20 protein-coding genes are annotated in these 23980 nt (G+C 40.6%); 1 reads left to right on the top strand and 19 read right to left on the bottom strand.

All coding sequences use genetic code 11. From position 1 onward, the window contains the following. From DSM02_RS18285 to ilvD, 17 genes are all read right to left on the bottom strand, one after another. A complete protein-coding gene (locus DSM02_RS18285) occupies positions 1 to 1083 on the bottom strand; it encodes an efflux RND transporter periplasmic adaptor subunit (protein ID WP_128766936.1) in 1083 nt (360 codons plus the stop codon). 160 nt (positions 1084 to 1243) lie between these two features. Then, positions 1244 to 1621, bottom strand: coding sequence for a hypothetical protein (locus DSM02_RS18280; protein ID WP_128766935.1), 378 nt, complete (start codon positions 1619 to 1621; stop codon positions 1244 to 1246). A gap of 188 nt (positions 1622 to 1809) precedes the next feature. Continuing rightward, positions 1810 to 3108, bottom strand: a complete 1299-nt coding sequence (gene argH / locus DSM02_RS18275) for an argininosuccinate lyase (RefSeq protein ID WP_128766934.1) — start codon at positions 3106 to 3108, stop codon at positions 1810 to 1812. Between the two features lie 127 nt (positions 3109 to 3235). After that, positions 3236 to 4300 carry a M20 family metallo-hydrolase gene (locus DSM02_RS18270; protein ID WP_128766933.1) on the bottom strand — a complete coding sequence of 355 codons (1065 nt, stop codon included), beginning with the start codon at positions 4298 to 4300 and terminating at the stop codon, positions 3236 to 3238. After that, positions 4300 to 5076, bottom strand: coding sequence for an acetylglutamate kinase (argB, locus tag DSM02_RS18265; protein ID WP_128766932.1), 777 nt, complete (start codon positions 5074 to 5076; stop codon positions 4300 to 4302). Before argB ends, DSM02_RS18270 begins: the two co-directional genes overlap by 1 nt. 9 nt (positions 5077 to 5085) lie before the next feature. Beyond that, complete coding sequence (locus DSM02_RS18260) at positions 5086 to 6036, bottom strand: N-acetylornithine carbamoyltransferase (protein ID WP_128766931.1); 951 nt, start codon at positions 6034 to 6036, stop codon at positions 5086 to 5088. Between the two features lie 239 nt (positions 6037 to 6275). After that, positions 6276 to 7409 (bottom strand): aspartate aminotransferase family protein, encoded by a 1134-nt coding sequence (locus DSM02_RS18255; RefSeq protein WP_128766930.1) that lies wholly within the window; start codon positions 7407 to 7409, stop codon positions 6276 to 6278. Next, positions 7409 to 8209 carry a pyrroline-5-carboxylate reductase gene (proC, locus tag DSM02_RS18250; RefSeq protein ID WP_128766929.1) on the bottom strand — a complete coding sequence of 267 codons (801 nt, stop codon included), beginning with the start codon at positions 8207 to 8209 and terminating at the stop codon, positions 7409 to 7411. Before proC ends, DSM02_RS18255 begins: the two co-directional genes overlap by 1 nt. Before the next feature lie 138 nt (positions 8210 to 8347). Next, positions 8348 to 9325: an N-acetyl-gamma-glutamyl-phosphate reductase gene (argC, locus tag DSM02_RS18245; RefSeq protein WP_128766928.1), complete on the bottom strand. Its 978-nt coding sequence runs from the start codon at positions 9323 to 9325 to the stop codon at positions 8348 to 8350. Further along, entirely contained in the window at positions 9322 to 10509 is a 1188-nt protein-coding gene (locus DSM02_RS18240; protein ID WP_128766927.1) for an argininosuccinate synthase, read from the bottom strand. The genes argC and DSM02_RS18240 overlap by 4 nt, the downstream gene beginning before the upstream one ends. Before the next feature lie 46 nt (positions 10510 to 10555). Next, a complete protein-coding gene (locus tag DSM02_RS18235) occupies positions 10556 to 11221 on the bottom strand; it encodes a GNAT family N-acetyltransferase (protein WP_128766926.1) in 666 nt (221 codons plus the stop codon). A gap of 382 nt (positions 11222 to 11603) precedes the next feature. Then, positions 11604 to 13199 (bottom strand): NADP-dependent glyceraldehyde-3-phosphate dehydrogenase, encoded by a 1596-nt coding sequence (locus tag DSM02_RS18230; protein ID WP_128766925.1) that lies wholly within the window; start codon positions 13197 to 13199, stop codon positions 11604 to 11606. Between the two features lie 81 nt (positions 13200 to 13280). Then, positions 13281 to 14546, bottom strand: coding sequence for a threonine ammonia-lyase IlvA (ilvA, locus tag DSM02_RS18225; protein WP_128766924.1), 1266 nt, complete (start codon positions 14544 to 14546; stop codon positions 13281 to 13283). A 122-nt stretch (positions 14547 to 14668) separates the two neighbouring features. Further along, positions 14669 to 16168 carry a ketol-acid reductoisomerase gene (ilvC, locus tag DSM02_RS18220; protein WP_128766923.1) on the bottom strand — a complete coding sequence of 500 codons (1500 nt, stop codon included), beginning with the start codon at positions 16166 to 16168 and terminating at the stop codon, positions 14669 to 14671. Positions 16169 to 16202: 34 nt separating this feature from the next. Next, positions 16203 to 16730: an acetolactate synthase small subunit gene (gene ilvN, locus DSM02_RS18215; protein WP_128760557.1), complete on the bottom strand. Its 528-nt coding sequence runs from the start codon at positions 16728 to 16730 to the stop codon at positions 16203 to 16205. 2 nt (positions 16731 to 16732) lie between these two features. Further along, the gene (gene ilvB / locus DSM02_RS18210; protein WP_128766922.1) at positions 16733 to 18469 is read right to left on the bottom strand and encodes a biosynthetic-type acetolactate synthase large subunit; all 1737 of its coding nucleotides are present in this window, start codon (positions 18467 to 18469) and stop codon (positions 16733 to 16735) included. 6 nt (positions 18470 to 18475) lie between these two features. Beyond that, complete coding sequence (gene ilvD, locus DSM02_RS18205) at positions 18476 to 20158, bottom strand: dihydroxy-acid dehydratase (RefSeq protein WP_128766921.1); 1683 nt, start codon at positions 20156 to 20158, stop codon at positions 18476 to 18478. Positions 20159 to 20620: 462 nt separating this feature from the next. Here ilvD and DSM02_RS18200 point away from each other — a divergent pair, with 462 nt between their 5' ends. After that, positions 20621 to 21607 carry an aldo/keto reductase gene (locus DSM02_RS18200; protein WP_128766920.1) on the top strand — a complete coding sequence of 329 codons (987 nt, stop codon included), beginning with the start codon at positions 20621 to 20623 and terminating at the stop codon, positions 21605 to 21607. 78 nt (positions 21608 to 21685) lie between these two features. Here the strand turns inward: DSM02_RS18200 and DSM02_RS18195 are convergent, their stop codons facing one another. Together DSM02_RS18195 and DSM02_RS18190 are read right to left on the bottom strand one after the other, a co-directional pair. After that, entirely contained in the window at positions 21686 to 22156 is a 471-nt protein-coding gene (locus tag DSM02_RS18195) for a GNAT family N-acetyltransferase (protein WP_128766919.1), read from the bottom strand. 96 nt (positions 22157 to 22252) lie between these two features. Continuing rightward, entirely contained in the window at positions 22253 to 23611 is a 1359-nt protein-coding gene (locus DSM02_RS18190; protein ID WP_128766918.1) for an NAD-dependent succinate-semialdehyde dehydrogenase, read from the bottom strand. Positions 23612 to 23980 lie beyond the last annotated feature (369 nt).

The raw sequence follows: 23980 nt of genomic DNA, 5'->3' as shown, positions 1-23980 counted from the left end.
TTACTCGGCATAAAGCTCTAAATCAGCCATAGCTTCATTAGGGTCTTCTACTTCATATTCTATTTTATCATTCTCTCTAACCAGGCGTAAACCTTCTAAAAGAATTTTATCGTTAGTGCTCAAGCCTTCTTTAACGGCATACAAATGCGGCATCTCTTCAGCGATAACAATTTGCTTAGAGTGAACAGTACCTTCGTCGTCTATCACATAAACATACTTTTTGTCCAAAACCTCAAAAGTTGCTTTTTGTGGAATTAAAAGTGCTTGATCTAACGGAATGGTTACGTGCACATTACCGGTTTCCCCGTGTCTCAACAATCCGTCAGGGTTAGGGAAAGTCGCTCTAAATGGAATATTACCGGTCTCATTATTAAAATCTGCTTCGATAGTTTCTACAATACCGGGATGACCAAAGTATTTGTTATTAGCCATAAGTAATTGTACTTTAGGCTTAGTAGAGTCTTTCAATGCAGCTTTGTAGTCTAAATATTCTGCTTCCGGAACATTGTAGTAAACCCACATAATATTGTTATCTGAAAGATTGGTAAGCAACTCACCTTCATCAACCAGGCTACCTAAACGCACATGAAAACGGTCTACAATACCATCAAAAGGTGCTCTGATCTGTGTGAATTCTAGATGCACCTGCGATAAAGACAATTCTGCATTTGCCTTTTCAAGCTTAGCTTTGGCCATCGCCAGTTCATTAGGAGCCACAACATTACTGTCTGCAAGTTTTTTTGTGTTTTGGTATTCAATTTCTGCAAAGCGGGCTTCGGCTTTTGCTTTTTGCATTTCTGCCTCATAAAGTTTTGGCATAATCTGAAATAACAACTGTCCTTTTTTTACAGATTGTCCTTCATCTACAAAAATTTTCTGAAGATACCCTCGCTCCTGCGCACGCAATTCAATATGACGGCTGGAGTGAATTTGGGATACATAATCTTTTGTGATAACCGTGTCTTTTACAACAGGATTAGTAACCAAAAAGGTTGTTTCTTCTTCGTGTTCTTTGTGTTCTGACTTACAGCTCACGTGCAACAACAGCGCACCTAAGCCAAACATCATGAGAATTTTTTTCATGTGATGTGAATTTTACTTTAAAAATTAAAATGGATTTGATGTTTTTTCGGAGTGAAAAAACACAGGATTTTCCGCTTAGTTTGATAATCTAAGTGTGAGGTAAACTAATTGCGAAAAATGCGTTTAGCCCAACTAAATTGAGCGTGAAAAGAAGTTAAAATCAAAGTCTGAATACCTGAAACAAAAGGTAAGGCTTGACTGCAGCACTGATAGAAGATCGTGCTTTAGATTTTAAATGCTTGTATTTAAAGTAAAAACATCTGGGAGCAGATGTCTGAGCAGCTAAAATAGAAGTGTTTAGGCTTTGTGCCTGCTTGTCTTTAGAAACAGAATCACTGCTTTCTTCGATCTCAAATTCAGCCATTCTAATTTCAGGGCTGTGCTTGTGATTCGCATCGAAATGAAAAAATTGCTGACTGTATAATGAAGCTTCAGCATTATACTCTATAGCGGTGTTTGCATGAGCAGGAAGAGTGGCTCCACCTGACAGCTGCACAAAACCAGCTAAGAAAATAATAAATGAATATATAAGCTTCATAAAGTCTTTTTAGAAACAAGACGATGCAAAATTAAAAGAAGAACAAGCAAAGCACCAAATTTGTAAGCGAAAAGTTTTTACGAATAATTTAATTCTCAATATTTGACCATAATAAAATCTATAAAAGCAAAAAAACCTGCTCAAATTATCATTTAAGCAGGTTTTTAATTAAAACATTAAGTTTTTAGCTATTTAATATCCAGAGCAGTTGAATACTTCCGCATTTTGGCTTTGATTTCTGCAAATCCGGGATTGTGAATACTACCAATATGGGTGTGGTTTTTACCCGCTTCAGGCTTATAGGTCCCTGCCTGTACCTGCCCTCCTATTTCCTGATAGGCTTCACGAAAAGACTTGCCTTCAACCACCAGATCATTGATGCTGTCTACCGTAAACAGGTATTTGTATTTGTCATCATTCAGGTCAATTTCTTTAACCTGTACCTGACCAATCGCATAGTCAAAAATCTCCAGAATATCCTTCATAGACTCTACAGCGCTGATGGTATTTTCTTTCAGTAATTGGTAATCCCGGTGGTAACCACTAGGGAGATTATTGGTAATGAGAACCATCTCGGTGCTCAAGGCCTGTATTTTATTACACTTCCCGCGTATGAGTTCAAAAACATCGGGATTCTTTTTATGCGGCATAATGCTGCTTCCGGTAGTCAATTGCTCCGGAAAGCTTACAAAGCCAAAATTCTGACTCATATACAAACACACATCCATCGCAAAGCGCGAAAGCGTATTGGCCAGACTTCCTAAAGTGGAAGCCAGCGTACGCTCACTTTTACCACGAGCCATCTGCGCAGCAACCACATTGTATTTCATCGTGGCAAAGCCCAATTCTTTAGTCGTCATCTGGCGGTCAATGGGAAACGAACTTCCGTACCCTGCAGCCGAACCTAGTGGATTTTGATCTACAATATCCTGCGTTGCATTGAGTAGGATCACATCATCAATGAGCAGTTCTGCGTAAGCGGTAAACCATAATCCAAAACTGCTGGGCATAGCTACCTGTAAATGCGTATATCCTGGCAACAATTTACTTTGATGGGTCTCTCCCAGATGCATCAAAGTTTCAAAAAGGGAAATCGTACGCGCCTTAATTTGCTGCAGCTGCTCTTTGTAATACAATTGCAGCGCCACTAAGACCTGATCGTTACGGGAGCGTGCCGTATGTACCTTTTTACCCGTTTCGCCCAAAATAAGCGTTAATTCGGCTTCCAGCTTAGAATGAATATCTTCATACTCAGGTTCGATAAAGAAATCTGGGTTCTGGGTATGCGCCTCGAGTATATCAAGTTGAGGCAATAAATCCTTAAGCTCTTTATCAGTCAGAATACCAATTTTATTCAACATTTTTACGTGCGCGCGGGTTGCCTGCACATCATATTTAGCTATATGCGTATCAATCTCCCGATCATTACCTACTGTAAAATTGATGATCTTGTCATCGATGTTTGCTCCTTTATCCCAAAGTTTCATTGTCCTCCCCTGACCCCTCCCAAGGAGGGGAACCTTTATTTAGTAAAATTAAAATCGCAAGCGATTTTAAGGTTGTTAGTATTATTTCTATTCCCGCTAGTCATTCCCCCTTCGGGGGATAGGGGGATTACAGAATGCTTTTCAGCAAATCTATATAAATCTGTATTCCTTCTTCAATTTCGTTTACATAAATAAACTCATCTGCGCTGTGTGAGCGCGTACTGTCGCCGGGACCCAATTTAAGTGACGGACACGTCAATACCGCCTGATCGCTCAACGTGGGCGAACCATAAGTAGTTCTACCCAAAGCGATACCGGCTTTTACCAATTCGTGCTCTTTAGGAATTGAAGAAGAGTTCAGGCGCAGACTACGCGGTATTATTTCATCACAAGGCGCTTGAGCCTGCAACATAGCTGCAATTTCCTGATTGGAATATTTATCATTTACCCGTACATCTACAACGAGATCCACGTCTGCAGGAACCGCATTGTGCTGCTTCCCGCCTTTTATCTGGGTTACTGTCATTTTTACTTCGCCTAAAGCTTCCGAAGTTTTCTCAAACTTAAAATCTTTAAACCACTGCAATACCTCAATACAATTATAGATAGCATTGTTATTGTTAGGATGTGCGGCGTGAGACGGAGTTCCTGTTACTTTGGCGTCAAAAACCACGAGGCCTTTTTCGGCGATAGCTAAATTCATCAAAGTCGGTTCACCCACAATTGCAACATCTACATGCGGAATAACCTTCAACATACTATTCAATCCATCCGGACCGCTGCTCTCTTCTTCCCCGCTGGCTACAATAACCAGATTGTATTTTGGATTTTCCTGAGCATAGAAATAGGTAAACGTAGCAATCAATGAAACCAAACATCCACCGGCATCGTTACTTCCCAAACCAAATAATTTACCCTCTTCAATATCCGGACTAAACGGATCGCGGGTATAGCCATTATTAGGCTGAACCGTATCGTGATGACTGTTGAGCAATAAGGTGGTTTTACCTTCCTCAAAATGTTTGTTGGTTGCCCAAATGTTATTGGCTTGTCGCTTAAAAGGGATGTCGTGCGCTTTAAACCAATTCTCGATCAACGCGGCGGTTCCTTCTTCCTCTGAAGAAAAAGACTGCGTTGCAATCAGGTTTTTTAATAATTCTATCGCCTCTTGCGTAAGTGTTTCTATGCTCATTACAGTCGTAAGGTTGTAAAATTAGTAATCGTGTTCTTTAGCATTTCGGGTTTGCCCAGTTGTACCTGGTGTACGCCGCCTTTAAGTGCGTAAAAACAATTTTCAAGCTTGGGCAGCATCCCGTCTGCTATAATCTTATCGTTTAATAATTGGGTATACTTTTCTGAATTGATGTCTTTCACTACGGAATTATCGTCATTGACATCCAGCAAAACTCCGGCCTTCTCAAAGCAGTAGTTTAAAGTCACCTCGTACTTTTCTGAGAGACCAATCGCCAATTCGCAGGCAATTGTATCTGCATTGGTATTGAGCAGTTGCCCCTTACCATCGTGCGTGATGGCGCAAAAAGCAGGTGTAATCCCAATGCTCAACAAGTTAGCTATCATTGTGGAATCTACCGCAATAACATCGCCTACAAAGCCATAATCAATATCTTTTACCGGCCGCTTAACCGATAGAATCGTATTCCCATCAGCCCCTGAAAATCCAATGGCATTACAATCACGAGCCTGCAGGCCGGCAACAATGCTCTTATTTACTTTTCCGCCGTAGACCATCGTGATGACTTCAACGGTTTCGGCATCGGTGATGCGGCGACCATTAGTCATCTGTACGGGTATATCAAGGCGCTCTGCAAGCTGTGTCGCCAATTTGCCTCCCCCGTGAACTAAAATTTTGGGTTCAGGTAAAGCCGCAAAAGCATCTAAAAAAGCCTGTAAATCTTCCTCTTTTTCGATGATATTTCCGCCTACTTTGACGACGTTAAGCTTTTTCATACTAACTTTTTAATTCAGATTCTCTAAAATCTTTTTCAAAACCACCTGTGCCGAAAACGTACGGTTATTGGCCTGCTCAATCACTACAGAATTGCTTCCGTCTAAAACCGCGTCTGCAACAATCACATTACGACGTACCGGTAAGCAATGCATAAATTGGGCATTGCCTAGTTTCTCAGGTGTGATCATCCAATTGGAATGTGTTTCCGGCGTAGCCGAAACCCTTCCGTAGTCTTTATAACTGCTCCAGTTTTTAACATAGACGAAGTCAGCATCTTTTAGTGCCGCATCTTGATTATATTCCACCGGTGTATCTTGTATAGTCGCATCGCTGAGTTCATAGCCTTCAGGATGTGTCACCGTAAGATCTACATCCATTTTTTGCATCATCCCGATAAACGAATTGGCCACGGCATGTGGCAAAGCTTTGGGATGTGGCGCCCAACTCAACACGACTTTGGGCCGTTTCTTTTGAGAAAGCTCTGTAATGGTAATCGCATCTGCCAGTGCCTGTAAGGGATGCGCGGTTGCACTTTCCATATTGACAACAGGTACCGAAGCGTACTTCACAAAATTGGAAATCACATATTCAGATTCGTCTTTTGCTTTATCCGTTAGCGTAGGGAACGCACGCACAGCAATCACATCGCCGTATTGGGAAATCACCTGAGCGGCTTCTTTGATGTGTTCTGAAGTGTCGGCATTCATTACGGTGCCGTCTTCAAATTCCAGTTTCCATGCATCACTGTTAAAGTTCATCACGGTGACGTCCATCCCCAGATTACAGGCTGCTTTTTCGGTGCTTAAGCGCGTGCGCAAACTGGAGTTGAAAAACAACAGTATTAAACGCTTGCGCTTTCCTAATTCTTCAAAAGCGTATGGATTTTTTTTGAGTTCGCGAGCTTCCGCGATGAGTGCCTGTAGATCGGTAATATCGTCTAAACTGGTGTATTTTTTCATTAGTTGATTCCTGTCAAAGTTTATATTTAGCAGCCGAAATCTCTGCTTTGTCCGTATCCCCAGCCCTTCTTCCAACGGAGAAGGGGGCTTGAGTATTACTTCTTTTATTAATTCGTTTAATGTAAATACGCTTCCTTTTTGTCAAACTGAGCTTGTCGAAGTTCTTCGTTACCGAAACCGTCTTCGACAGGCTTAGACTGACATAAAAAACATAAGTACTTTAAAAACGAGTCTTGGGTTTATAATTTATCCAATTCCATTTTGAGGGCGTCAAAGAACTGATCGATGTGCTCATTCTGCACCGTTAAAGGCGGAAGAATACGGATCAGGTTTTTGTTTTTGGCACTTCCTGTAAAAATATGCTGATCGTAAATGAGCTTTTTACGCAAAGCCGCGGTATCAAAGTCAAATTCGATGCCCAACATAAGTCCGCGGCCTTTTACATTTTTGATCTGCGGAATTTCAGTAGTTTTTGCTTTAAAATGATCAGAAACACGTAACGCGTGCTCCATTAGGTTTTCTTCTTCTAAAACTTCAAGAACCGTTAGCGCAGCAGCACAAGCCAGATGATTTCCACCAAAAGTGGTTCCCAGCATCCCGTACTCAGCTTTGATTGAAGGATGAATGAGAATTCCACCAACCGGAAAGCCATTCCCCATACCCTTAGCCATAGAGATCAGCTCGGGTTCTACATTGTATTCCTGAAACGCGAAAAATTTTCCCGTACGTCCAAAACCGGCCTGTACCTCGTCTGCGATTAAGCAGGTACCGGTCTCTTTACAGAGCTTATCTACGCCTTCGTAAAATTCAGCAGTGCTGATGTCTAAACCACCTACACCCTGAATAAACTCAACGATCACAGCACATACATCGCCTTTAGCTAAAACTGCTGCTAGCGCATCCAGATCCCCCAATGGCAAAAACTCCACTTCCTGCTGTGCGTTGATAGGTGCTACAATTTTAGGATTATCAGTCGCGGCAACTGCTGCAGAAGTTCTTCCGTGGAAGCTGTTATGAAAGGCCACAACCTTTTTTCTTCCGGTAACAAAAGAAGCCATTTTTAGCGCATTCTCATTCGCTTCTGCCCCACTGCTGCACATAAATAATTGGTAACCGGGACAATTTGCCTGAACCGGTAATTTTTCGCCCAAAGCTTCCTGTAAGGGATTATGAACCGCATTGCTGTAAAAGCCGATGTCGTGCAACTGCTTGGTTAGATTTTCAATGTATTTTGGGTGCCCGTGACCTATTGAGATCACTGCGTGACCTCCGTATAAATCTAAATATTTTGTAGGTGTGGCATCATAAACCCAGACGTCCTGAGCTTTTATGGGAGTCACATCATAAAGTGGATAAACATCAAATAAACTCATTATTTCTGATCTGTTTTTATAACATTAATTTTATTGAAAGAAGCCACCATTCCCTGAATCAATGACGAACTCAAGCCTTTGTGCTCCATTTCGTTCAACCCTTCAATGGTACAACCTCGTGGTGTGGTTACCCGATCAATCTCTTCTTCGGGATGATTACCAGAATCGATAAGCAACTTTGAAGCACCATTACAGGTATGCATCGCCAGTTCCTGAGCCTCTTTAGCATCAAATCCAAGCTGAATTGCCGCTTGTGTAGAAGCGCGAATCAAGCGCATCCAGAACGCGATACCACTTGCGCAAACAACCGTTGCTGCCTGCATTTGGCTTTCAGGAATTACCAGACTGTTTCCCAAACGGTTGAAAATGGCCTCAGCGATTTTGATGCGCTTCATCCCTTTTTCATTACTCGCCAAACAGGTCATAGAGGCTCCCACAGCAATGGCTGTATTGGGCATCGCTCTGATGATAAACTGGTCTGCACCTACGATGTCTTCAATTTGTGAGATCTGGTAACCGGTAATGGTTGAAATCAACACATGCTTATCAGTCAGCTCCTCTTTGATATCGTGCAAAATAGTTCCCAACTGTGCGGGTTGTACCGCAAAAATGATGATGTCTGATTTCTTGACTGCCTCAACGTTATCTGAAGTCACAAAAACATTCTTATACTCCCCATACGACTCAATACCTTCCGGATTACGACGGGTCATATAGAGCGTTGTGATTGCATTGTTGGTGATCAAGCCTTTTGCGATAGAAAGTCCTAAGTTTCCGGTACCTATAATTGCTATTTTCATCTATATTATCTTCTTTATCATTTCCGTGAAGACGGAAATTTCTTAATCCTCACCCCCAGCCCCTCTCCAAAGGAGAGGGGAGTTGGATTTATTTTTTAAATATTATTTTCATTTCCGCCCTTTGGGGGTTTTGGAGGCTCAGAAATAACTTCCTTTTAAATTCAATCCTTCAGGTTGCGCAAGGCCAAAAATCAGGTTCATATTTTCTACTGCCTGACCCGATGCCCCTTTTAGCAGGTTATCAATACAACTCGTTATCAACAGTTGGTTGTTGTGTTTGTGTAAATGAATCAGGCATTTATTGGTATTCACCACCTGTTTCATATGGATGTCTTTAGCGGAGACAAACGTAAATGGAGCATCGGCATAAAAATCCAAGTAGACTTTTTTGATGGCTTCTAAATCTCCATCAAATTGGGTATACGCCGTAGCAAAAATTCCTCTTGAAAAATTACCCCGGTTGGGAAGGAAGAAAATCTCCTTCTCAAAACCGCTTTGTAACTGACCAACAGTCTGATTGATTTCGCCCATATGCTGATGCGTAAAGGGCTTGTAATACGAAAAATTATTATCTCTCCAGGTATAATGCGTGGTCGCTGAAAGCGAAGTTCCTGCGCCCGTAGCTCCGGTTACCGCATTGATGTGCACGTCTGACTCAATTTTCCCGGCATCGGCTAACGGAAGTAAGGCCAACTGAATTGCTGTGGCAAAACACCCCGGATTAGCGATAGAACCTGCTTCTTTGATCGCACTTTTATTCAATTCCGGTAAGCCGTAAATAAATTCACGCCCCTGAAATTCCGCGTCGGGTTTTAAACGAAAATCATTGCTTAAATCAATAATAATAGTGCTTTCGTTAAAAACATTCTGTTCTAAAAAAGCTTTAGAATTTCCGTGTCCTAAACACAAGAAAACCACATCTGCATCAAAATCAACAGCATCTGCAAATCGAATATCGGTACTGCCCAACAAATCCTGATGTACATCGCTCAGCAGGTTTCCGGCATTAGAGGTACTGAAAACAAAACTTAAATCTACATACTTATGATTCAGTAAAATCCGTATCAATTCACCGGCGGTATAACCCGCTCCGCCAACAATTCCTGCCTTAATCATGAGTTTCCGTTTACGTGGTTGTAAATCTTATTTTGATTCCCCGTGATCTTGATGAATCCTTTAGCATCATCTGCCGTCCAGCCTTTATTCATTTCGCCGTAGGCACCAAAAGAAGCATTCATCAAATCGTGATCAGATTTGATTCCTTCTAATGTAAAACGATAGGGTTGTAAAGTTACATAAACCTCACCCGAAACATTTTTCTGACTGTCGGTTAAAAATGCCTCTATATTACGCATTGCGGGATCTAAGTACTGCCCTTCGTGCAGGTGCATTCCGTAGAAATTAGACAAATACTCTTTATGCTGCATTTGCCATTTGGTAAGCGTATGCTTTTCTAACAAATGGTGTGCTTTTAGAATAATCACGGGAGCTGCAGCTTCAAAACCGACACGGCCTTTAATTCCAATGATCGTATCACCCACGTGAATATCACGACCGATTCCAAATGGAGCAGCTAGTTTTTGAAGCATTTCAATAGTTTCAACCGGAGTGCCAGACTTACCGTTAACCGCCGTAAGTTCACCTTTATCAAAAGTTAAGGTCACGGGTTCTGCTTCGCTTTTTTCTACCTGAGAAGGAAAAGCAGATTCCGGTAAGCCTTTGTGCGAAGTCAAGGTCTCGCTTCCTCCTACAGAAGTACCCCAGAGTCCGCGGTTTATCGAATACTGTGCTTTCTCCCAGGACATCTCTACACCATGACTTTTAAGATAATCGATCTCCTCCTGACGGGAAAGTTTTAAATCGCGAATAGGCGTGATAATTTCAATTTCGGGAGCCAGGGTTTGAAAAATCATATCAAAACGCACCTGATCGTTTCCGGCACCGGTGCTTCCGTGTGCTACGTATTCGGCACCAATAGATTTCGCATAATTGATGATCTCAACCGCCTGAATAATACGCTCTGCACTTACTGAAAGTGGATAGGTATTGTTCTTCAAAACATTACCAAAAATCAGATACTTAACTACTTTATCGTAAAAGCGGTCAACCGCCTGAATATTTTTATAGGTTTTAGCACCAATTTTTAATGCTTTAGATTCAATATCACTGATTTCTTCCTGTGAAAATCCACCGGTATTGATGCTCACGGCGTGAACTTCAAATCCTTTTTCTACGGAAAGGTATTTTGCGCAATAGCTGGTGTCTAATCCGCCACTGTAGGCGAGAACTAATTTTTTCATTATACTTATTTATTCTGAAATACTCTTTTAACTGAAAGTAATGTTCTTATTCGTCTTTTTTTTTATCCTTTTTTAAAAACAAGTGCTCCTTTATACTCTTCAAACGGGTAAAGGCTTTAGGATTCATAGTTTTTTCCTTTTTAGCTTCTGAGCCTGATGACTTAGCCGCTTCACGTTTTTTCTTTTCCTCCTTTTCAGGATCGTACAACATCCCGGTACACAAGCACATTTTTTGCTCGGTACGCTGTAGGATATCATAATTACGACAGGTTTGACAGCCTTTCCAGAAGGTAGGGTCATCGGTAAGTTCTGAGAAGGTTACCGGTCTGTAGCCCAGATCTGAATTGATCTTCATTACGGCAAGACCTGTGGTGATACCAAAAACTTTAGCATCAGGATATTTCTCACGAGAATGTTTAAAAATGGCTTCCTTGATCTGTCTGGCCAGTCCGCTACCTCTATAATCAGGATGTACGATAAGTCCGCTGTTAGCCACAAATTTACCGTGGCCCCAGGCCTCGATGTAGCAAAAACCGGCGAACTTCTCACCGTCTAAAGCAATAACGGCGTTTCCGTTTTCCATTTTTGTGATGACGTATTCCGGAGTACGCTTGGCGATTCCTGTACCGCGTACTTTAGCTGATTCTGCGATCGTGTCGCAAATATATTGTGCATATCCCGCATGGGATTTGTTAGCAATAACAATTTCCATATTCTGTTGAATTGGAAGTTAGAAAAAAAGTGAAATAATAATTTGAATTGAAGACGGAACCGGACTCACCTAAGTTCCCAAGAAAACTGCACCCACTAGGGGCGGCGGCGCTCATGGCGACGTACAGGAATTAATATCATTGGAGTCCTGGAAGTTTCAGGATACAAAAATGAAATACCAGCCTCAGCTGCGTCTTTCAATTGTATGATATGTTTTATAATTCCCTTCATTGGTGCAGCTAAAATACAAAGTAGATTTAAATGACCGTCCCATTTTACAGGGAAATGTCACCTAAATCTACTTTTTTATGATTTCTTTAGATTTCTGTCCAAATTACGGTGATCACTGATTATTATTTAATCAAAATATCAATTCTGAACGATTACAATAAGTAATCGGTGCTTACAAAGTTGGACTTTTTAGTATCTAGCAGCTCATTGAGTATTGCATTGTTGTATGCATTGTCTTTAGAAGCTAAAAACGTTCGTATTGAAAAGGAACGCAAGGCATCATGAACACTTAATGTTCCCACGGCTGAATCTTTTCGACCGGTGAACGGATACACATCAGGACCACGCTGACACGAACTGTTTAAATTCACACGACATACCAGATTCACTAAGGTATCAATAAGCGGAGCCAAAGCTTTTACATCTTTACCAAAAAGACTCACCTGCTGTCCGTAATTAGACGCTGCCATATCATCAAGCGGCTCATCGATATGTTTAAAAGTAAGCACTGGAATAACAGGCCCGAATTGCTCCTCTTTGTATACTTCCATATCCTTACTTACCGGAAACAAGACTGCCGGCCAGATAAAATTCTCTGAATGCTCTCCACCCTTTTCATTAAGAATTTCGGCTCCTTTAGCCTTTGCATCATCTATCAATCCCTGTATGTATTCGGGTTTTGAAGGCTCAGGCAATGGAGTAAGAGTTACACCTTCTTCCCAGGGTAATCCAAATTTTAGAGCATCAACTGCTTCAGCAAATTTACGGTTGAAGGTTTCGGCAATGTTTTCGTGTACGTAGATCACTTTAAGCGCAGTACAACGCTGCCCGTTAAACGAAAGTGTTCCGGCAATACATTCAGCTACTGCTAAATCTAAATCGGCATCCGGAAGAATAATCGCCGGATTTTTGGCTTCCAACCCTAAAACGAGGCGCAGACGATTTTGTTTAGGGTGCAACGCCTGCAGTGCATTTGCAGACGAACTGTGACCGATTAAGGCTAATACATCTACTTTACCGGTTTTCATAATAGGTGTAGCTACTGCTCTACCGCGACCGAATAAAATATTTACAACTCCTGCAGGAAAACTTTCCTGAAATGCTTCGAGCAAAGGCGTTATTAATAAAACACCATGTTTGGCCGGTTTAAAAACGGCTGTGTTTCCCATAATTAAAGCAGGAATCAATAAACAGAATGTTTCGTTTAGTGGGTAGTTGTAAGGTCCTAAACATAAAACAACACCTAATGGCCCTCTGCGTATGTGCGCGTGAATTCCGGCTTGTTTGTGAAACTTCGCACTATCCCGATCCATCTCTTTATAGTCTTCAATGGTATCGAGAATATACTCTACTGTTCGGTCAAATTCTTTCTGAGAATCAGGATGATTCTTTCCTATTTCCCACATCAGGAGTTTTACAATAAGCTCCCGCTTTTCTTTCATTTTGGCGACAAAAGTCTGCATACACTTGATGCGATCCGCTACTTTCATAGTTGGCCAAAGTCCTTGACCGCGGTCATACGCCTGATGCGCAGCATCTACCGCAGCGACAGCTTCTTCCTCACCTAAGCTGGGAATAGACCCCAAACGGGTGGGTTTGCGCTCGCCATCAACATCGGTATGAATGCTTGAAAAAACATCTGCCGTTTCCCCCTTCCAGCTAAACAGCTTTCCGTTAATTAGATAATTACGCTGTTCAATAGGTTCTACGCTAAACTCGTTTGGTATTTCTGAAGTTAATTGTTTCATTTGGTTGGTTAACTTTACACATTAATTAAGAATTTGTAAAAACATATCCTCTAATTTATCAAATTTCAGATTAAGAGATTATTAAATCAGGAATTCGAACAAGTCTGGCTTATCGTTCAGATATTCTCCAAAGAATTTACGACTCTTCATACGTGCTATTAAAGGCTTAAGATCAGAACGATCTTTAAGTTCGATTCCTACCACTGCAGGACCATCCTCTCGAGACGTTTTCTTTTTGTATTCAAAAAAAGTAATGTCATCTTCAGGTCCTAATATCTCATTTAAAAATTCACGCAAAGCACCAGCACGCTGTGGGAATCTTATAATGAAATAGTGTTTTAAACCGTGATACAGTAACGCACGCTCTTTGATTTCTGCAGTACGGGTAATATCGTTATTGCTGCCGCTCACGATACAAACTACATTTTTTCCCTTAATCTCCTCTGCAAACTGATCTAAAACCGATAAGGTCAAAGCACCGGCAGGTTCTACTACAATCGCTTCTTTATTATACAAATCCAAAATGGTTTGACACACTTTTCCCTCAGGAACGGTTACCATTTGCTCAAGATACTCTTTACAAATAGCAAAAGTGCGTTCTCCTACACGTTGAACTGCTGCTCCATCTACAAACTTTTCAATAAGAGATAAGGTCGTATTCTCTTTATTAAATATAGAAGTGCTCATCGAAGGCGCTCCTTCGGGTTCTACACCAATAACCTTGGTATTGGGCGATAATAAATGAAAAACCGTGCTCAAGCCTGATGCGAGTCCGCCCCCGCCTACCGGAACAAAGACATAGTCAATATCCGATGTCGATTGCTCTATAATCTCAAGCCCTACAGTCGCCTGACCTTCAATTATTTTTTCATCATCAAAAGGGTGTACAAAGATTTTACCTAGCGCATCACATTCTATTTTAGAAGCTTTATAGGCATCATCAAAGGTATCCCCTGTAAGTTGAATAGTTACAAAATCTCCTCCAAACATCTCAACCTGTTCTATCTTCTGCTTAGGTGTGGGAGCCGGCATAAAAATAGTTCCGTTAATTTTCAATTTTGCACATGCAAATGCCACGCCCTGTGCATGATTTCCTGCACTGGCGCAAACAATACCCTTAGCACGTTCCGCTTCTGTTAACGAATTTATTTTATTAAAGGCTCCGCGTATTTTGTAAGACCGCACCTGTTGTAGATCTTCACGCTTCAGCATTATATTAGCTTCAAACTTGCGTGAATAATTCAAACTTGGCAATAAAGGAGTTAAGGCTGCAACTCCCTCTAAGGTTTTTGCAGCCTTTTTTACATTTTCTAAGTCCGGAAAAAATGTTGTTTTTAAGTCGCTCAAAATTTAAATATTTTGATTGACTAAATGTGCATCAAAGTTTTGATGCACATTTAGTGTATTCAGTTAACTCAACATATGAGATTAAAATACTCTGAGGTTTCCTCAAGAGAACTTATACTAATTTAAGCAGTCACTGCTTCTTCTGAAGCAACTGTTTTAATTTCTTTCATCGCGGTCATAGACTCACGCAACCAAGCTCCTACTGCTTCAACTTCGTGAGCACGTATCGCATCATTTACAGCAATCAGTGTCTTGTTATCTACAGCATTATCTGTAGCATACGCTTTACCGATTACATCAGTATCTATACTCTTCATAAAATCGGTTAGCATAGGCTTACACGCATGGTCAAATAAATAACAACCGTACTCTGCCGTGTCAGAAATCACACGATTCATTTCAAATAATTTCTTACGTGCAATGGTGTTAGCGATAAGTGGCGTTTCGTGTAACGACTCGTAGTAAGCCGACTCTTCGATGATACCGGCTTCGGTCATCGTTTCAAATGCAAGCTCTACCCCGGCTTTTACCATAGCAACCATCAACACCCCGTGATCAAAAAATTCCTGCTCGCTGATTTCCATACTTCCTGCCGGAGTTTTTTCGAAAGCAGTTTCTCCGGTTGCAGCACGCCATTTTAATAAGTTAACATCATCATTAGCCCAGTCTTCCATCATTGTTTTTGAGAAATGACCGGAGATGATATCATCCATATGCTTATGGAATAACGGACGCGTAATGTCTTTAATTTCTTCAGCGAGTTCAAAGGCTTTTATTTTTGAAGGATTATTCAAACGATCCATCATATTGGTAATACCACCGTGCTTTAAGGCTTCGGTAATGGTTTCCCAACCGTATTGAATCAATTTAGAAGCGTATCCTGCATCGATTCCTTTTTCGATCATTTTATCAAAGCAAAGAATAGATCCTGTTTGAAGCATCCCACAAAGAATGGTTTGCTCACCCATTAAATCACTTTTTACTTCGGCAACAAAAGAAGATTCTAACACACCTGCTCGGTGACCCCCGGTTCCAACAGCATACGCTTTTGCCTGATCTAAACCTTTTCCTTCAGGATCGTTCTCAGGGTGAACAGCAATCAAAGTAGGAACACCAAAACCACGCTTGTATTCTTCACGTACTTCAGAACCCGGACATTTAGGTGCACACATAATAACCGTTAGGTCTTCACGTATTTGCATGCCTTCTTCTACGATATTAAATCCATGGCTATAGGCCAACGTTGCACCTTTTTTCATCAAAGGCATAACCGTGTTAACTACTGAAGTATGCTGCTTATCTGGAGTAAGGTTACACACGAGGTCTGCAGTGGGTATCAACTCTTCATAAGTACCTACAGTAAAGCCATTATCTACAGCATTTTTATAAGAAGCTCTTTTTTCTTTAATCGCGCCTTCACGCAGAGCATAAGAGATATCTAAGCCGCTGTCACGCATATTTAAACCTTGATTTAAACCTTGTGCACCGCAACCTACGATGACTACTTTTTTTCCGCGTAATGCTTCTATCCCGTTTGAAAATTCTTCAGATTCCATAAAGCGACATTTGGCTAATTGTGCCAATTGTTCTCTTAGAGATAGCGTATTAAAGTAATTTGACATTGTATTAATTTTTATTGATGTTGATTAGTTTGTTTTATTCTGCAAATTCTGCAAGCATGGATGAGATTTTCATTTCTTCTTTAGAAACCGAAATACGTCCCGAACGGGTAAACTGCATAATCCCAAAAGCGCTCAGCTCCCGGTATAATAAGTCTATCTCACTACGACGCCCGGCTTTTTCAAGAACAAAGAATTCTTTATTTACCGTCACAATGCGTGCACTGCTTTCTTTAATAATATTTTGAATCTGACGCTCTTCAAAAAGCAAATCTGATTTTATTTTAAACAGACAGGTTTCTAAAAAGATCGTCTCTTCGTCAGTATGGTAATAGGCTTTAATCACCTCAACCTGTTTCTCTAACTGACCGATCACTTTCTTCACGCGATCTTCAGTAAGATTGATCACGATCGTAAATTTTGAAACCCCTTCTATTTCAGAAATCGAAGTGTTCAGGCTTTCAATATTTATTTTTCTACGTTGAAATATTGCCGAAATGCGGTTCAATAAGCCTACATTATTTTCGGTATAAATGGATACGGTATATGTTTTTGTCTCGCTCATAACTATTCTAATCTAATATCTGAAACAGAGGCTCCTGTTGGAATCATGGGGAATACATTATCTTCTTTCTCTACTTTCACTTCTAAGAAATAAGGGCCTTCAGCCGTAAGCATTTCTGCTATAGCTCCTGCAAGATCTTCTCGTTTTGAAACACGTTGTGCATCTATAAAGTATCCTTTTGCAATCGCTACAAAATCTGGATTCACCATTTCTGTTGAAGCGTAACGACGGTCAAAGAACAGCTGTTGCCATTGGCGTACCATCCCTAAGAAATCATTGTTCAACACAACGATTTTCACGGGAACTTTCGTTTGAAAAATTGTTCCTAATTCTTGAATCGTCATCTGGTAACCACCGTCACCAATAATTGCCACTACAGGCCTGTCTGGAGCTCCCATTTTAGCACCTATTGCTGCCGGAAGCGCAAAGCCCATCGTTCCTAATCCTCCTGAAGTTACATTACTTTTTGATTTATTGAATTTAGCATAACGACATGCAATCATTTGATGCTGTCCTACGTCTGATACAATAACTGCGTCTCCTTTAGAAACTTTATTGATTCCTTCAAGAACCTCACCCATGGTCAGGCCTTCTTTCTCCGGAGTTATATCGTCTTTTATGATTTTATCATATTCAATCTGATACAATTCTTTAAAACGATTGTGCCAATCGGTGTGTTGCTTTTCTTCTAAAAGCGGAAGTAATGCTGCAAGCGTTTCTTTACTGTTACCTAAAACCGCAATATCTGCTTCTACATTTTTATTTACTTCTGCTGGATCAATCTCAAAATGAATCACTTTAGCCTGTTTCGCATAGGTCTCTAAATTACCCGTAACACGGTCATCAAAACGCATCCCGATTGCGATTAAAACATCACATTCATTAGTCAATACATTCGGACCATAATTACCATGCATTCCTACCATTCCCACATTTAAGGGATGATCTGTAGGGATGGCAGAAACACCCAGGATGGTCCACGCTGCAGGAACTCCCGACTTTTCTACAACTGCTTTAAATTCTTCTTCAGCCTTACCTAGAATAACGCCTTGCCCCCAAACAATCATGGGCTTTTTAGCATTATTAATTAAATCTGCTGCAGCCTTAACTGAATCTGGATTTAATTTAGGCTCAGGTTTGTAACTACGAACAGCTTTGCATTTTTTATACACAAAATCAAACTCCTCAAACTGCGCATCTTTTGTGATATCAATCAAGACTGGGCCCGGACGCCCACTTTTTGCGATATAAAATGCCTTTGCCAGTACTTCAGGAATCTCTGAAGCTTTAGTGATCTGGTAATTCCATTTGGTTACCGGAGTAGAGATACCTATGATATCCGTTTCTTGAAAGGCGTCACTCCCTAACAAATGAGATGCTACCTGACCGGTAATACAGACCATAGGAGTTGAGTCTATTTGCGCATCAGCAATACCCGTTATAAGGTTAGTTGCTCCAGGTCCCGATGTTGCAATGGCAACTCCTACTCTGCCACTCACACGTGCATACCCCTGAGCAGCGTGCGTTGCACCTTGCTCGTGACGGGTTAAGACGTGATGCAATTTGTCTTGATATTTATACAACTCATCATAAACAGGCATAATAGCCCCTCCCGGATAACCATAAAGTGTATCTACACCTTCTGCAAGCAAGCATTTGATTATCGCTTCTTTACCCGTTAAACGCTGCGTAGCTTCTACAGCAGTGTCTTGCAATTTGATTGTTTGAATAGTATCCATAGCCTTTTACATTTCGTCTGTCACACAACCTTTTGATGCTGACGAGACGGTTTTAGCATATTTATAAAGTGCTCCACGCTGAAATCTAAGCGCAGGAGCGGTCCATTTTTCTCTTCTTTTATCTAACTCTTCATCAGATATTTCAATATTGATCGTATTCTTCACCGCGTCAATTGCGATGACATCTCCATTCTCTACAAGTGCGATGTTACCACCTACTTGAGCCTCTGGCGAAACGTGCCCCACTACAAAACCGTGAGACCCTCCTGAGAAACGCCCATCGGTAATCAATGCCACATCTTTACCCAAACCAGCTCCCATAATCGAAGAAGTAGGCTTAAGCATTTCTGGCATTCCCGGTCCTCCTTTCGGACCTTCATAGCGAATGATCACCACATCACCTTTTTTCACTTTTCCGGTTTTGATACCTTCGTTTACAGCGGCTTCACTATCAAATACGTTTGCCGTACCTCTAAATTCTAAACCTTCTTTACCGGTGATTTTTGCCACAGCACCTTCCGTAGCTAAGTTTCCAAATAAGATTCTGATATGACCACTGTCTTTAATAGGCTTATCAAGGGTTCTTACGATATCCTGACCGTCTATTAGATTCGGTACATCTTTTAAGTTTTCAGCCAGCGTTTTACCGGTTACCGTTAAGCAAGCTCCATGCAGCATATCGTTATCCAGCATATATTTCAATACTCCTGGAATACCACCTACTCCGTGTAGATCTTCCATAGAGTATTTACCACTAGGTTTTAAATCGGCTAGTAATGGCGTATTATCACTGATTTTTTGAAAATCTTTCAATGTAAATTCTAGCTGAGCCGATTTAGCAATCGCCAAAAAGTGTAATACCGCATTGGTTGACCCTCCTAAAACCGTTACTAATCGGAATGCATTTTCTAAGGATTCTTTAGTTACAATATCAGAAGGTTTAATATCGTGCTCTAACAAGTATCTCAACGCTTCGCCTGCTTTTACACATTCTGCTTCTTTAATATTAGAATCTGTAACCGCCGGGTTTGAAGAGTTAAAAGGCAACGACATCCCTAAAGCTTCAATTGCTGAAGCCATCGTATTTGCGGTATACATACCTCCACAAGCTCCTGCTCCCGGACACGCCTTATGCACAACTTCTTTAAATTCTGATTCATCTATCGTACCGGCAACTTTTTGCCCATACGCTTCAAAAGCAGAAATAATATCTAATTTTTTACCGTTATGGCATCCTGAAGCAATTGTACCTCCATAAACTAAAATAGAAGGTCTGTTTAAGCGCAATTGCGCCATTAAAGCTCCCGGCATATTTTTATCGCAACCCACTACAGTTACGAGTCCGTCATAACTCATTGCCTGCACCACGGTCTCCATAGAGTCCGCAATAATATCACGCGAAGGCAGAGAGAACCGCATTCCCGGTGTTCCGTTAGAAATACCATCACTAACACCTATCGTGTTAAAAATAAGTCCAACCAGATCTGCATTAGCCGCTCCCTTTTTTACGTGAGTAGCCAGATCATTAAGGTGCATATTACACGGATTACCCTCATAACCAGTACTCGCAATACCAATTAGCGGTTTTTTTAAGTCGTCATCTGTTAGACCAATTGCATGTAACATGGCTTGAGCTGCCGGCAATGTTGGGTCTTGAGTTACAGTTTTACTGTATTTATTTAATTCCATTGTTATAAATCTATATCGAAATTAGCTATTCCTTCTTTTTATCAATTATTCTCTTAAAATTCTTTAGATATACCAAAAAATATTAAAAACATTTCAATCATCTGTTTTTCAGTTTTTTAAATACAAAATACTACTATGTTCAATCCGTCAAAAAAACCTTCTCAAATTGAAAAATCAACTCCAAAAAAAAACCTTCCAGTTTAACGGAAGGTCTATTTATAATATATAGCGTTCCGCATCAAAACAGTTTGATGACAATAATTGAACGAACACTAATCAGTTGCTTTCTCATATACAGTAAAAATATTTATAATATGTCGGGCAGCATTACACATTTATAGAAAATTTTAACTAAACCTCAATTTTTCAAAATACACTATTTTAAGACCGCTTTGTAAACTTTTTGTTAGCAGAAAATAAGTGGTTTTGTATTTTTAGTGAAAATTCTCAAACACATTTATAATGAATTACCGAAAATTAGGTAAAACCAATCTCAATATATCAGAAATCTCACTGGGCACATGGCAAGTTGGTGGCAAATGGGGCTCTGGTTTTGACGATCCCACTGCCGAAAAAATCATCAACACCGCAATAGATAAAGGCATAAATTTTATTGACACTGCTGATGTTTATGAAAGCGGCCTGAGCGAAGCTGCTGTAGGTCGTGTGTTGCGTAGCCGATCTGAAGAAGTTTATATAGCTACAAAATGCGGTAGACAAATTAATCCCCACGTGGATGAAGGCTATACGCCTAAAGCGCTGCGTAAATTTGTAGAAGCTAGTTTAAAGAATACCGGTCTAGAACGCCTGGATCTTATTCAACTGCATTGCCCTCCTACCGACACCTATTACAGACCCGAGATTTTTGGACTTTTTGAAGATTTGAAAAAAGAAGGTAAAATCGCTAATCTGGGCGTAAGTGTAGAAAAAGTGGAAGAAGGCATCAAGGCGATGCAGTACGATAATGTAACCACCGTGCAAATCATCTTCAATCTGTTTAGACAACGACCTGCTGAACTATTCTTTCGCGAAGCGGAAAAAAATGATATCGGAGTAATTGTTCGTGTCCCTCTGGCCAGCGGATTGCTTACCGGAAAATTTGATAAAAACACCGCTTTTGATAAAGAAGACCACCGCAACTTCAATCGAGACGGGGAAGCTTTTGACAAAGGAGAAACCTTCTCTGGAGTTAACTATGATACCGGTCTTGAAGCTGTGAATGAACTTAAGCAATTATTTCCAGATGCGGAAAATCTTGCTCCTATCGCTCTGCAATGGATTTTATCTCATAAAACGGTAAGTACAATTATTCCGGGCGCTTCTAAGGAAGAACATTTATTATCTAATTTATCAGCAGGAGAGAAACCGAGTCTCTCTAAAGATCAAATTGAAAAAATGAATGCGATTTATGACAAACATTTAAAAGCTCAGATTCATCAAAAATGGTGATTTTATAGTCACAAGACTGCTAAGAGCAGCTTAATTAAAAAATCCCGCCTGTATTGCAGACGGGATTTTTTAATTGACCTATAATATTTTACCATACTTTGTTAAGTCTGGCGTAAAACCTAAAGACTGGTAGAGCTTGCGGGCTTTTTTATTGTCATCAAAAACATTTAGTGTCAGCAGTTTATAGCCACACTCCTTTGTCCACGCTTCTGCTTTATTCATAAGCAGTTTACCTATTCCGCGGCCGCGAGCAGCTGGAGCAACAATAATATCTGCGATATGACCGTGAGGCTCTCTATGATAATAGTCAGTACCTATTTCAAGAAAAATAAAACCGAGTTGTTTTTGTGTCTCGCTATCTTCTGCTATAAAAATAGCATTGTCTTCACTCCCATCCTGAATTTCAGATTTCAAGATCCGCTGATCAATATCCAGCATTACATCTGGATCTCTCCAATGGGGTAATTCAGGATCGGTAAGACTGGGCAATAAGCTTAAAATAAAGTCGGTATCTTCCTTAGTGACACGACGTATATTAATTTCGGGCATAGAATGGATTGTTCGTTATTTTTTAAAAATAGTGAGTTATTTAAAACTCAAGCGTCAAAATTCAAATTTTACAGTTCTCGATGACACCTGATACGATTAGTATTTATTAAAGTAAACAGTTTTTCGGTTTACAAATTCCTGAATACCGTCTGCTGAAAGTTCGCGACCATATCCCGAAATCTTAGTCCCTCCAAAAGGCAATCTTGGGTCACTCTTCACCAATTCATTTACAAAAACCGCCCCGTCATCAAATAATGGCACCAACTTCTTAGCGCGTTCCATATCTTCCGTAAAAATGGAAACCCCTAAACCAAAATCAGACTTATTAACCAGATCAACCGCTTCTTCTTCGGTTTCAAAAGTGGTAATACCTATTACAGGACCAAACGTTTCTTCTTTAAATAAAGACATTTCCGGAGTTACACCCGTCACTACTGTTGGCTCAAAATAAGCGTTGTTCCGCTTTCCTCCTATTAAAACTTGGGCACCCGCTTTTACACTGTTCTTTAATTGTTCTTCTAATTCTTCAGCAAGATCAGGACGCGCCATCACACCTATATACGTGTTTTCATCCATAGGATCACCGCTCTTGAGTTCCCGAACAGCTTTTACATAGTTCTCTGTAAATGCTTCCGCTATATTTTTATGTAAAATCAAACGCTTACCTGCAATACAACTTTGCCCGGTATTCTGAAAACGTGCCTGCACAGCAGTTTTAAGGGTCTCTTCCAGATTACAATCTTCAAATACCACAAGTGCGTTGCTTCCGCCTAATTCTAAAACTGATTTCTTGATTTCACTTCCGGCAGTTGAAGCCACAGCACTACCTGCTGGTTTGCTACCGGTAAGCGTAACAGCCTTTACTTTAGGGTTTTTGATGATCGCTTCGATCTTAGAACTGCTCAGTGGCAAATTGGTAAAACAAGCTTTAGGAAAACCTGCACGTTCAAACACTTTTTGAATATTAATCGCACTCTGCATCACATTACTGGCGTGCTTTAAAATACCGATGTTTCCCGCCATCAATGCTGGTGCCGCAAAGCGAAAAACCTGCCAAAAAGGGTAATTCCAGGGCATTACAGCAAGTACAACACCTAGGGGTTCGTAGCTCACATAACTTGCTGCCGCATCGGTTTTGATAGTTTCATCTGCCAGATGACTTTCAGCATGCGCTGCATAATATTCACAAACCCAGGCACATTTTTCGATCTCTGCGATGGACTGTGCAATGGGTTTCCCCATTTCTAAAGTCATCGTCTCTGCATATTCTTGCTTGTTCTTTTTGAGTTCAGCTGCTGCTGCCTGCATCAGTTTACTGCGTTCTGAATACGAAGTTTTCCGCCAGGATAAAAAACGCTGGTGAGCAGCATCAATAGCAGCCTCGGTTTCTTTTTTAGTGAGTTCCTTGGTTTCAAATACAACCTGCTGATTGTATGGATTTATGGATTTGATCATGATAGTTGTAAACTAAATTTCTTTAAAGTTAGCAAGCTCGGGCTAAAGCAGGAGTTGGATTAAGAGCACTTTAACGGTGGAATAATTTATAAAGCGATTCGACAACACAGCATCCGGATCCTCCCTTCAAAGGAAAGGAACTTAAGTCTTATTTAGCGCGTAGACTACTTCGGGGTAAGCTTGCGATGCATTAAACGGAACAGTATCTTTTTAGAATGAGACAAGTCTCGGAGCATTTAAATCTCGATTGGCTATTTCGGAGTAATGGTGCCAGCTGTTTCGGTCAAACAGTGCCACTTTAAAAGATACTGCAATTATATATAAAATTAATGTTACTCGTTCTTTAAAGCTCCTTTTCTTAGAGACTCT

The organism is Leeuwenhoekiella polynyae, from assembly GCF_004104075.1.
In the GTDB taxonomy this organism is placed as follows: Bacteria; Bacteroidota; Bacteroidia; order Flavobacteriales; family Flavobacteriaceae; genus Leeuwenhoekiella; species Leeuwenhoekiella polynyae.
Note: the sequence above shows the minus strand (reverse complement) of the source record. Positions and strands in the feature narration are given on the sequence as shown.